The sequence below is a fragment of the Microbacterium sp. Leaf288 genome (genome assembly GCF_001422925.1).
Lineage (GTDB): Bacteria > Actinomycetota > Actinomycetes > Actinomycetales > Microbacteriaceae > Microbacterium.
Map to the genome: position 1 here is coordinate 97,165 of NZ_LMNI01000015.1, position 12,225 is coordinate 109,389.

Consider the following 12,225-nt stretch of genomic DNA (forward strand, 5'->3'; position numbering starts at 1 on the left):
CGCCCGAGATCCTCGACCGGCCCCTCCCCTCGACGTCACGACGCTGGGGTGAAGTTCCAGATCGGCGGCCACGTCGAGAACTTCCGCGGCTCGACGTCGATGGCGCTGCTCACCCCGAAGACGCTGTTCGGCTGAACCAGGGTCGCGAACCATGCCTGATCGACGATGTACTCGTTCAGCTCGCGGAACGTCGCGTCGGCCTCCTCGCCCGTCTGCGTCTGCGCCGTGTTCACGAGGTCGACGATGGTCTCGTCGGTCGTGTGGAAGGGGTTCCAGAGCGAGTCGGGCAGGAGTGCGAGTTGGGCGAAGTCCCACGGACGGTGGCTGTTCAGGTTGAAGATCGCGGCGGGGTACTTGCCGGATAGGAGATCAGAGATGAACGTCTCCCCGTTCACCGGCTCGTACTGGGGCGTGATTCCGATGGCCGTGAGGGCCTCGGTGACCGCCGCCTGGCGCTTCGGATCGATGGGCCCAAGGTCCGGCATGGGCAGGGTGAACCCGTCCGCGTATCCGGCTTCGGCGAGCAGTGCCTTGGCGGCGTCGACGTCATGCTCGTACTTCTCGAATGACGGGTCGAAGGCTGCGCTGGACTCGCTGAAGGACTGGGCGGTCGGAGTGCCGACGCCTGCGTAGACCTGCTCGACGATCTGCTCACGGTCGAAAGCCGTGTTGATCGCCTGGCGTACCCGGACGTCTGCGAGCGCCGGAACGATCGTACCGTTGCGATCGAAGAGGAAGACGCCGCTGGCGGTGTAGGCGGGGAAGGACCGCACCTCTAGGCTGTCCGACTCGAGCGTTTCCGCTGCCTGATCGGAGATGCCCGCGAAGTCGACCTGACCCGAGCGGAGCGCGTTCGTCACGGCGTTTCCGTCATTGAAGACCGTGATCGTGATCTCGTCGAACGGGAAGTCGTCGGCATTCCAGTAGTCCGGGTTCCGCGTGTAGGCGTATGTCACGCCCGTCTGCGAGGCAGCCGTGTCGAAGACGTAGGGTCCGGATCCGACCGGCGTCGTGGCGAGTTCGGGAGTGCCGAGAGCCTCGGGACTCGCGAGCGAACCGGCCGCACCGCCGAGGTTGGTGAGAAGCGACGGATCCACCGCGGTGAGGGAGATGGTCAGGTGGGTTGGGTCTTCCACTGTCACCGAGTCGATGAATCGCAGTTGACCCGCGGTCTCGCCCGTTCCCGCCTTCGCCGCCTCGAGGTTCGCCTTCACCGCTTCCGCGTCGAGCTTGGCGCCGTCGGTGAAGGCGACATCGTCGCGGAGGGTGAGACTTAGCTCGGTGCCGGAGTCGTTGTAGCTCCACTCCGTCGCGATGCTCGGCTGCGGCTCACCGTCGTTGTCGTTGCGGAGGATGGTGTCGTAGACAGGCTGGATGAAGGCGGAACCGGGACCAGCATCGAAGTTTCCCGGCTCGAAAGACGCGATCGGTGAGATCGCTCCGATGCGAAGTTCCTGTGTTTCGCTCGCCGTGTTGGGCGATGCTCCCGAGCACGCCGTCAGCACAAGCGCGCATGTCGCGACGATCGCCGCCGCAAGTTTGTTTCGCATGATTCTCCTCATTGAAAGTCGTACGGCTCTGCGACGGTCAGCTGTGAGTCGGTCGGGAGCGCGGGGCGGAGACACTCTGGCCTCGGAGAGCGCCGATGTTGCCGGCGCTCATTCCCATGAAGATAATCCGGTTACCGGAAGAAGACAAAGCGATTGCTTCTATATCCGTCATCCACCGCACGAATATCGCGAGCGGATGGCGGCAGTCACACCGGTAACGGAAAGTCAGCGAGTACGTTCCTCTTCCTCGAGGCCAACTCGACACGCTGCACGCCCAGCCCTGTGTCGCCGTCCCGAGCCCTTCACAGCGCCGGCGCCTAGGGGGAGTTCATGCCATGCCGGCGGTGGGTTTCAGCGAGTGGGAGGGGTGCCGTCCGCGCGCCCGGCGGCGGAGAGAAGCAGTTGGTCGACGTTGGCCTTGTTGAACAGCTCGCCGATTGCCAGTTGCGTGGCTCCGAGCACTCCGCTGACGAGGTCGTCGAGCACCGAGAACTCGATGATGAGATCGGCTGTCGCTGCGGGAGGAAGACGCTCGTGGATGGCGGCGCGAAGAGGCTCGAGCGCGTAGTCCCGAGCGCGCGCCACACCGCCGCCAATCACCAGCATGTCGGGGGCGAAGAAGCTGAGAAGATTCGAGAGTGTGCGCCCGAGCACCGCGGCGGCCCGCTCGATGAGCTCGCGAGCGGCAACATCCCCCTGCTGAGCCGCGAGCGTGATGTCGTACGGCTCCACTGCGCCGGTCTGGGCGAGCGTACCTGCGAGAGCCGCGCTGCGTCCCGTCTGTGCCAGCAGGAGACCGTCCCGCGCGATCGCCCAACGACTCGCGACCGCGTCCAGACATCCCACTCTGCCACAGACGCACGAAACCATGCCGGCTTCGGGAACCGCGATGTGGCCGACAGACCCTGCGAGTCCATGCGCGCCGCGATAGGAACTGCCCCCGACGATCATCGCTGCCGCCGTGCTGGATCCCCCGCCGAAATAGAGCAGGTTGTTCGCTCGCGCGGCGCGAGGGTTCGTGACGACCTCCACCAGCGCGAGCAAGTTCGCTCGCCCGTCAACCCAGACGGGAACGGGCAAGCGCCGCGATAGCTCATCGCGTAAGGGGTACCCGGCCCAGCCGGGTAGCAGGGGCTCCTCGAGAGGAGCACCTGCATCGAAGTCCACCGGCCCAGGGATGCCGACGCCGGCGCCGAGCAGATTTCCCGCGGCCGCGTTCTCGGCGACGATTTCGTCGGCGAGAGTGAAGATCCTGGACATGACCTCTTCGGGTCCTCGACGGACGTCGATGGGCTCGCGGCGTGTGCTGAGCACATTGCCCGCCATATTCGCCACGCCGACGACTAGTCCCGTCGCCTCGATGTCGATGCCGAGGACGAACCCGGCATCGGGGTTCAGGGAGAGCCGGCGCGGTGCCCGGCCGCCCGTCGAGGGGCCGCGTCCCGCGCTGAGGATCAACCCGACCTCCTGCAGCTGAGTGACGCGTTCCGCCACCACGCTTCGTCCGAGCCCGACCCGCTCGGTGAGCGTCGTCTGCGTGACGCCGTCGTCACGTCGGATCGCGTCGAGGACGGCCGATAGCCCGGCTTGCCGCTCACCAGCCATGCAGATCCTCCGAGACTCGATTCTCCTCAAGTATGCCGTCCCGGAGCAGTTGTTCCGGTGATCGGAAGATGGCGTATGCCAAGACCAAGGGCGGCTCTTCACAGGACGGTGCGCGTGTCCGCCGCATTGAGCGCGTCAGCCACACCGTGCGTAGCGCAGGGAGGCACGGCCAAGGACGCTTTTCCGGCTTCGCTATCGCAGCGTCAAGCGGGGATGTCCACGGCGCCGGCCGCTTCCTCGGAGCAGCGGAAGACATCCGCGCCCGCCTGGGGATAGCCGGCCCAACCGTGTTCTCCTACCACCAACGTGTCTGACGCAACTCCAGTCCTCCCCAGCCGTTGACACTTTCGAGGTCGGTCGACACGAAGGACGGGAAGCGGTACTCGCGAAACTAATCGAAGAAGCCCTGAGTTGAGCCTTCGTGTAAGGATCCGCGAGCGGTCGGACGACGATGGGCCAGTATTCCGCCAAATGCACGTAGGCCGTTCCTCGTCGACCGGGTGCGCGCAAGAGGATCCAGCGCGCGTCCTCTTGGTCACTCCCAGGCGAGTCCTTCGCCGTCGCCATCGCCGCTGTTGCCGGTGCGGTTGGCGAACCAGTGCATGACCCTGCCTAGGTTTGGTCGTTGCGATTGAAGGGCCCGGTGGGGTGCCCGACGGTGTTCTTCTTCAGCTTCGTGCAGGAGGAGTACCGCTCCCACCATCGGTCGGGAGGAGGGGGGGACAGCCTTCCCTCCGAGAACAAGCGGTTCCATCAGACCTGTTCCGGTTCCTCGGCAAGCAGCCGCTGGCCGACACCCTCGACCAACTCCAAGCGCAGGTCGACCAGTTCGACATCGTCTACAACACCCACCGCCCGCACCAGGACCTGCCCGGCAGGACCACCCCGCAACGAGCCTGGGAGGCGACCCCCGTGGCCATCCCGCCGCGGCCCGCGACCCCGCACGCGCCGCTGCCCGGTCCGGGCGAGGACATCCGGATCAAGGTGGTGCGGCGCGGGGGCCGTCGCCTCCTCGCGCTCGACCGGCGTAACGGCGTGAGCACCTCGTTCGCAAGCTCGACCGTCTCTTCGCCGAGCCACGCCAAGCGAAGGCTGCGAGGTTACATTCTCCGACGCCGCGCTCGTAGTCCACACGCCGCCGACCTGCGGGAGCGGACTGACGATAACGCGGTTCCGGCATCTTCCACCGCCCGGATCAGGAGCGGAAAGGCCCCGGCACTTTCGTAGCCGGGGCCCCCGATGCGACAGCATCCCTCAGAAGGGGTAGCGAGCGATGTCCGCCTGCACGGTGACCCACTGCGTCTCGGTGAACGCCTCGATATTCGCCTCGTGGCCGCCGAACCGTGCCCCTGTGCCCGACGCCCCGACGCCTCCGAACGGTGCCACGGCCTCGTCATCGACGGTCTGGTCGTTGATGTGAACGATTCCCGACGGGATGCGCTCGCTCAGTTCGAGTGCGCGGTAAGCGTCTTTCGACAGGATGCCCAGTGACAGGCCGTAGTCCGATGACGTGGCCAGCTCGACGAGCTCGTCGATGCTCGAGAATCGAGTCACTGGGGCGACCGGGCCGAAGATTTCTTCGGCGAATGCCCGGTGGCCAGGCGCAACGTCGGCAAGCACGGTCGCATCATAAAAGAGATCCTGGTGCGTGCCACCCGCTGCGAGAACGGCCCCCGCAGCGACAGAGTCCTGCACGATGGCGTCGACCTTGGCGAGCTGATGGGCGTCGATGATCGGGCCGAGCGGTGCGCCCTCGAGCGGGTTTCCGGTGGGAATGTGCTTCGCCTTCGCGGCCAGGCATTCGACGTACTCGTCGTACACGCGCTCCTGAACGAGGTGACGTCCGGTTGTCATGCATATCTGACCCTGATGAAGGAACGAGCCCCAGGCGCCTGCCGACGCGGCCGCCTCGACGTCGACATCATCGAGCACGACAAGTGCGTTGTTTCCGCCGAGTTCGAGGTGCGCTCGCTTGAGCAGTCGTCCGGCGCGCTCACCCACTATCCGTCCCGCCTGCGTGGATCCGGTGAAGGAGATCACCCTCACGGAAGGTTCGTCGACGAGAGCGCCACCCACATCCGCGCCGCCGGGCAGAACATGGAACAGCCCTTCAGGAAGGCCAGCCTCTTCGAGGATCGCCGCGAAGATGAGACCACCTGAGATGCTGGTGCGCGGATCGGGCTTCAGGATCACGGCGTTGCCGAGCGCGAGCGCGGGCGCGACGGAGCGGGCAGTGAGGATGCCGGGGAAGTTGAAGGGCGAGATGACCCCGACTGTGCCGACGGCGCGGCGGCGAGCCATGCTCAGCCGTGGACGACTGCTGCGGAGGAGCTGCCCGTATGGCATCTGCGCGGTCGCGGCGGCGAAGTAGAACTCGGAGGCGACCAGTCCCGCTTCGAACGCGGCTTTACCCCCGCCCGATCCTGCCTCGCGCATCAGCCAGTCCTGCATGACAGATGCCCGCTCGGTGAACAGATCACCGGCTCGGCGAAGGATCGCCGACTTCGCGTCTGCGGGGACGAGCTCCCAGTCGCGCTGCGCCTGTGCCGCGACGGCCCCAGCGGAAGCGACGTCATCGACAGACGCGACACCGTAGCGTCCGATCTCCCCACCAGTGGCGGGTTCCCGTACGGGGGCGGAGTGCGCGGAGCCCCTCCATCCTCCACTGAACAGCTTTCCTTCCCAGGTCGACGGCTCGAAGAACGTCATGGTCTTCCTTCCTTTCGAGGTAAAGGGGTTGGCGTTAGCGCTCAACGATGGGATCTGCGGCAACGGCATCGTCGACCTGGATGACACCGGTTGACAGGTCGACGGTTCGCCCGCCTCGTGAACGTGCCGCTCCGATGATGAGGCCAGCGATGGCCGCGAGCACAAGCAGCCAGGGGAGCAGTGTGGCGGGGCCTTCCGTCACTCCGGTCAGGAGCGGGAAGTTGATCACCGCGAGGACAATCGCAGCGAGCAGCCCAAGCCCGCCGAGGCCGGGAGCGATGAAGTTCGTCCACGCATTGGTGCGGGATCGCCGGTTCCGCACGAAGTAGCCAATCACTGCGGCAGCGCCTGCCGCCTGCAGTACGAGGACTCCGAGCGTGCCGACGCCGACGAGCCAGAGGTAAATCGTGGTGAATGGGTCGGCGTTGGCGATGACGAACGCCAGCAGCACCAGCGCGGTGATGATCGACAGGACGACGCTCGCGACGCTCGGGCTGTGGTACCGGCGATGGGTGTGACCGAGGCGCTCGGAGAGGAATCGGGCACGTCCGAGCGAGAACAGGTATCGGCTGAGTGTGTTGTGGAAGGCGAGGAGTACCGCGATGAGGCTCGTGACGACGAGGATCCGCATGATGAGAGTGGACCACGCCCCGACGAACTGCGTGTTCGCTGCGAACACGAACTCGACGGGGTCCGCGGTGGCGGCCTCCTGTACGTCGGCAGAGCCGTAAGCGAGACCCAGCGCCCACATGGTCACGGTGTAGATAACCCCGATGACGAGGATGGACGCGTACGTGGCGCGAGGGATGGTGACCTTTGGACGTTTGGCTTCCTCGCCGTAGATCACGGTGGCTTCGAAACCCACGAAGCAAGCAAATGCGAACAGGAGACCGACGCCCATACCTGGCGTGAACACGTTCTCCGCTCGGAACGCGTCGAAGTTTATCCCGCCGGCACCGCCCGTGGCGATCACGACCACGTCGAAGATGACGAGGATCAGCACCTCGAGGATCATCAGAACTCCGAGCACCGATGCGGACAGCTGGATGTCGAGGTAGCCGAAGGCGCCGATCAGGACTACCCCCGCAAAAGCAATCACCTGCCAGGGGATGCTCCACCCGAACAGCGTCGAGAACAGGTCGGCGGCAAACACGGCGAACTGCCCGAACAATCCGATCAGCATGCCGGCGTACGCGAGAACGGCGACCCCTGCCATCAGATAGCCGGCGTACCGGCCCAGACCCTTGCTGGCGAACGCAGCGAATCCACCCGCACTCGTGGCGTACCGGCTCATGGCGGCGAAGCCCACGCCGAACAGCAGCAGGACTGTCGCGGCGATGACATACATCGCCGGCCCCCCGACGCCGGAGAAGATGAAGACGACCGGGCCGGCGCCGAGCACTGCTGCCAGCGGCGCGGCTGTCGCGACCACGAAGAACACGATTGCGGGAACCCCGAGCGAACCTCGCTTGAGAGTGGTCCCGTGGTGGGCTTCGGTCTCCGGACCGGGTGTAGCAGGGCGTGTCATGATCGGCTCTCTCCATCGAGGGCGGCCTGGACGGCCGGCACACTGCGCGCTCGGGTCAGCGCGTCGTACTATCGTCAGGTCACCGCGATTGCGCGGCAATGCCCGAATCGCGATCGCTCGATCGTGTGCAGCGATCGCACATCCCGAAGGAGGCGCGGAGGATGGAGCTGAGGCAGCTTCGATACTTCGCCCGGGTCGCGGAGACGCTGCATTTCGGTCGCGCCGCGGAGAAGGAGTTTGTCACCCAGTCGGTGATCAGCACTCAGATCGCCTCGCTCGAAAAGGAACTCGGGTTCAGGCTGTTCGACCGGACCAGCCATCGAGTGACACTCACTCCCGCCGGCACCGCTTTTCTCACCGACGTGGAGCGCACGCTCGGCGCCCTCGGTCAGGCGGTTAGCCAAGCGCGGAACATCGCGATGGGCCCGCAGCGGCGCCTGCGCGTGGGTGTCTTCGGTGAAGGCGCAGGACCGCTGACGCACCTGATTTTGTCGGCCTTCCGAGCAGGATCATCCGGAGTCGACCTTCAGTTCGTGGAACTCTCCATGGTGAATCAGCTCGCGGCGGTGCGCGAAGGGGATGTTGATGTCGCGCTGCTTCGACTGCCGATTTCGGACGATCGACTCGACGTCTACCCCTTGTTCGCCGAACCACGCGTGGCAGCGGTGCCGGCGGAAGATGAGTTGGCGGATGCGTCGGCGCTGACCGTTCAGGACCTCCTGGACCGCCCGTTCGCTGTTGCCGCTGATGGCGCGCCCACCGAATGGCGTTCTTACTGGTCCTTCGACGTCCAGCGCGGTGAGAGCAGTCGCGTCGCGGGAGAGGTCCGCTCGGTCCAGGAAAGCCTCGCCGCGATCGCCTATGGCAAGGCTGTCGACACGTTCCCGTCCACCGCGGCCGAGATGTTCTCTCATCCGGGCGTCCGCTATGTGCCCCTGACGGATGCGGAGCCGTCGAGCCTTGCGTTGGTGTCTGTTGCCAAGGCGGGGCGCGACGCCGTGATCGAAAAGTTCCGCGCCGTCGCAACCGAAACTGTGAAGCAGAACCTGGCGCTGGTGCCCGGCGCGGTCAGCCTCCTCCAGAGCGAGGACGAGGACAAGGGCTGAGCCGCCTCGGAAACCCTGCGATCGCGATTCGCGATCACGCGATCGCCGATCGGTCGTTGACGCTTCGATCTGTGGGCACCGACGATGAGACGACGTGCAGCCCGACCTGCACACTGCGCCGAACGGCCACCAAGGACCATTCGTGCCGCGCCCCACTGCGATGGAGAGAGCATGTCCAACCTGACCCTGGAATCCAGCCTCGAGAGGTTCTCTCAGAAGTTCGCCGTCTCGGCCGACCTCACCCGTGAGGGCAAGAATCTCATCCCGGGCGGCTACAGCCGCAACTCGTTCAACTTCGGCCCACACGCCGTGTTCGCCCAGAGTGGGGATGGCGCCTACATCACGACCGTCGACGGCCACCGGCTACTCGACCTCAACAACAACTTCACCGTGAATGTTCTAGGCCACGGCCACCCGGCGGTGACGAGTGCGCTCATCGAGGCGCTTCCTGGCGGGTTCTCGTTCGGCAACCCGAGCCCGGCGGAGGCCGATCTCGCCCGCATCCTCATCGACAGGATCCCGTCCGTCGAGAAGATTCAGTTCTCCTGCTCAGCGACCGAATCGTGCATGAGCGCAGTCCGGGTCGCTCGCGCATATACCGGCCGAACGAAAGTCGCGAAGTTTGAGGGCGGGTACCACGGCTTCAGCGACCTCCTGCACATCTCGTCGCACCCGAACCCCTCGCTGAGCGGTTCTCCCGAAGCTCCGATCCCGCAGCCCGACAGTAGCGGGATCCCGACCGACGACGTCGACAACGTGGTGCTCCTGACGCAGAACGACCTGGATGGCGCGGAGCAGATTCTTCGTTCTCACCCCGGCGAGATCGCATGCCTCATCATGGAGCTCCAGTCAGGCGCGGGTGGACTGGTCGTGCTCGATCAGTCCTTCGTTGAGGGAATCCGTGCCCTCACCGAAGAACTCGGCATCGTCCTCATCTTCGACGAGACAATCAGCCTGCGCGCAAGCTTCCACGGCCTGCAGGGCGTGTATGGCGTGACCCCCGATCTCACCGTAATGGGCAAGATCATCGGCGGCGGAATGCCGCTGGGAGCCGTCGGAGGCTCGGCCGAGATCATGACAGTACTCGAAGACGGACGAGTCACAATCTCGGGTACTCATCACGGTCACCGCCTGGCACTCGTAGCGGGCGCCGCCTGCATGAACACGCTTGACGAGGCCGCGTTCACGAGGCTGAACGGTTACGCCACCCGAATCATGACCGATCTCAACGAGTGGTCAGCCGAACGCAACAGCCCGTTCACCGTCTACGGCAAAGGCTTCTCCCACATGGCCTACGGATACATGAACGAACCAGGACTCTCCATTCGCACCCACCGCGACTACTGGAACAACCTCGACAGTGAGAAGACCCAGATCATCTCCTTGGAACTCGCGAACCGTGGATTCTTCCCAGTGCATCGGGGCGAGTTCTCGCTCTCACTGCCGATGACTGACGCCGACATCACGTCCTATATCGAATCGCTCAAGTCGATCGTTGGAGACCTCGAGAGCTAAGTGCTCGGCCCGTTCACGGCTTGATCGGCGACTGTCTCGACGGGAGCGAGACTCGATGTGTCCATCGCTATCGCGCGAGCGATGAAGGCGACTCACATCGGACCTGTCGCTCCCAGGAGAGATCACGCGACACGGAGGGTGTGCAAACGCACCGCACGTCGGAGTGCTCCTAGCTTGGAGCGCCATCGGTTCGCTCACCACATTGGATGCAGGCCCCGGCTTCCGTTCTCCCAGCCCTATGCAGCCGGCGCGTCGCGCCCGCAGCGCGCATCGGCGTCCTCGCACCACCGCATACCCGGCGATCCGCGTTCGTGGTCGCTCGCGAAGCACGCGGCCATTTCGCCCAGAACCATCTCGATACGGGCGCGGCGCGCGCTCTGCGCGCTCGCGGCGCGCAGCCCTACCAGCCGTCGTTATCAGATCGTCGCCAGCTCGCGCAGGAGCAAACCCATCCGATGGGGAACGACCTCCGTGGTCGCGATCGACGTGCTGCTGCGTTGCACGCCCGGCGCGAGCTGGATCCGTTGCGTTATTCGGTGCAAGTCGACGGTGTCGCGCGCGACCACCCGGAGCATGACATCCGCGTCACCAGTCGTGGTGTGCGCCTCGACGACCTCAGGGATCGCACGGATCGCGGCATAGACCGAGTCGATCTCCTGCTGAGAGACGGAGAGTGTGACGAATGCGAGCAGCGGCCGCCCGACGGCCGCAGGCGCCAGCGCACCGCTCGGGGGTCCCAGCGCGCCGCCCTCACCGAGCCTCTTCAGCCGGGCATACACCGTATTGCGGGATATACCGAGCCGACTGCTGATCTCTATCAACGACGCTTCCCGGGAGCTGTCTCGAGCGAGCAGTATCCGAGCGTCGACCGCATCCAGGCTGTACATGTGCACGATGATACTTACGGCGGACACTGCAATCATGTGCATATGCCATGTAGTAGTGAATGAACTTGTGCATATGTGACCCTCAAGCGTAGCTTGCCTGTCCATGAGTACAGCAATGAAGCCAGTAGACCTCCCCCGTCTCGACCTGCGGGGGTTCACGTCGCCGGTTCAGTTCCTCCCGCGACTCACCGACGATCTCGGCGTGGAGATCTGGGTAAAGCGCGACGACCTTGGCTCGGTGGGGCTCGCAGGAAACAAGGTGCGCAAGCTTGAGACCGAGCTCGCCCAGGCGCGCGCCTTGGGTGCCACCCACATCGTGACTGAGGGGTCGCGTCACTCGAACGCCACCCGGGCCGCCGCAGCAGCTGCCGCGGCGATCGGGATGAAGTGCACACTCGTGCTCTGCCACGACGAGCCGAAGGAACCCGTTGGAAACCTTCTCCTGGACGGTCTCTTCGGCGCTGACCTCCGCCTGGTCGGCGACATTTCTTGGGTAGAGCTCGCTGAGGTGACATCAGGTGTGGTCCGTGACATCGAGGAGGCCGGCGAACGCGTCTATCGCCTCCCGATCGGCTCAGCAACCGGCCGCGGTGCCGCGAGCTTCGCGTACGCGTACGCCGAAGCCGAACGGCAGATGGAAGCTCAGGGCGCCGTCTTCAACACGATCGTGCACGCGAGTTCCGCCGGAAGCACGCACGCGGGACTTACGTTGGGTCGTGCGATCCGCGGGAACTCCACGCGGATCATCGGCGTAATCGTCGCCCCGGAGGTCTATGAGGACGTCCCAGGCAACTACCTCCGGCTGGCCAACGAGGCCGCGGACCTCATCGCTCCATCGCTGCGCATCACCTCGTCTGACCTCGAACTCACCGAGGACTATCTCGGCGAGGGATACGGCAAGCCGGCGGCTGGCGTAACGGAAGCCATCGACCTCATGGCACGTCTCGAAGGAATCGTCGTCGACCCGGTGTACACAGCCAAAGCGGTGGCCGCCATCATCGACATGGCACGCAACGGCACCATCGAAGGTCCGGTCCTCTTCTGGCACACAGGCGGCTACCACGCGATGTTCGACCCGACCTACGCCACATCGGTGTGGTCCGACATTCCGCGACTTCGGGACATCAAGCTTTAGCGGCGCTTGGGATCGGACAGGTGGGTTCAAACGACGCCCGGATCGACGTCGTCCAACAGCTCTAAAACTGACGGAGGTTGTTGACAGTTGGGTCTTCCGATTGGGAGGAAGATTCCATGTCAGATCGAGAGCTCGAGCGGCGGGCGAATCACAAGCTCGCGGTGCTCAGGCACGTCGAGGAAGTCAGCTG

At 65.0% G+C, this 12,225-nt stretch carries 8 protein-coding genes; 3 read left to right on the top strand and 5 right to left on the bottom strand.

What is annotated here, in order from left to right; genetic code table 11:
• Positions 1-35: 35 nt before the first annotated feature.
• From ASF40_RS20260 to ASF40_RS20275, 4 genes are all read right to left on the bottom strand, one after another.
• The gene (locus ASF40_RS20260) at positions 36-1,550 is read right to left on the bottom strand and encodes an ABC transporter substrate-binding protein (protein WP_056372549.1); all 1,515 of its coding nucleotides are present in this window, start codon (positions 1,548-1,550) and stop codon (positions 36-38) included.
• A gap of 351 nt (positions 1,551-1,901) precedes the next feature.
• Complete coding sequence (locus tag ASF40_RS20265) at positions 1,902-3,155, bottom strand: ROK family transcriptional regulator (protein WP_056372551.1); 1,254 nt, start codon at positions 3,153-3,155, stop codon at positions 1,902-1,904.
• A 1,254-nt stretch (positions 3,156-4,409) separates the two neighbouring features.
• Positions 4,410-5,864, bottom strand: a complete 1,455-nt coding sequence (locus ASF40_RS20270; RefSeq protein ID WP_056372554.1) for an aldehyde dehydrogenase family protein — start codon at positions 5,862-5,864, stop codon at positions 4,410-4,412.
• 34 nt (positions 5,865-5,898) lie between these two features.
• The gene (locus ASF40_RS20275; RefSeq protein WP_082497239.1) at positions 5,899-7,392 is read right to left on the bottom strand and encodes an APC family permease; all 1,494 of its coding nucleotides are present in this window, start codon (positions 7,390-7,392) and stop codon (positions 5,899-5,901) included.
• A 161-nt stretch (positions 7,393-7,553) separates the two neighbouring features.
• Between ASF40_RS20275 and ASF40_RS20280 the strand changes: the two genes are divergently transcribed.
• Positions 7,554-8,498 carry a LysR substrate-binding domain-containing protein gene (locus tag ASF40_RS20280; RefSeq protein WP_056372556.1) on the top strand — a complete coding sequence of 315 codons (945 nt, stop codon included), beginning with the start codon at positions 7,554-7,556 and terminating at the stop codon, positions 8,496-8,498.
• Positions 8,499-8,669: 171 nt separating this feature from the next.
• On the top strand, positions 8,670-10,013 hold the full coding sequence (locus ASF40_RS20285) for an aspartate aminotransferase family protein (RefSeq protein ID WP_056372558.1): 1,344 nt from the start codon (positions 8,670-8,672) through the stop codon (positions 10,011-10,013).
• 416 nt (positions 10,014-10,429) lie between these two features.
• Here ASF40_RS20285 and ASF40_RS20290 read toward each other — a convergent pair whose 3' ends face one another.
• Positions 10,430-10,900, bottom strand: coding sequence for an Lrp/AsnC family transcriptional regulator (locus ASF40_RS20290; RefSeq protein ID WP_082497244.1), 471 nt, complete (start codon positions 10,898-10,900; stop codon positions 10,430-10,432).
• Positions 10,901-11,015: 115 nt separating this feature from the next.
• Here ASF40_RS20290 and ASF40_RS20295 point away from each other — a divergent pair, with 115 nt between their 5' ends.
• On the top strand, positions 11,016-12,035 hold the full coding sequence (locus ASF40_RS20295; protein WP_235560309.1) for a 1-aminocyclopropane-1-carboxylate deaminase/D-cysteine desulfhydrase: 1,020 nt from the start codon (positions 11,016-11,018) through the stop codon (positions 12,033-12,035).
• Positions 12,036-12,225: the final 190 nt, after the last annotated feature.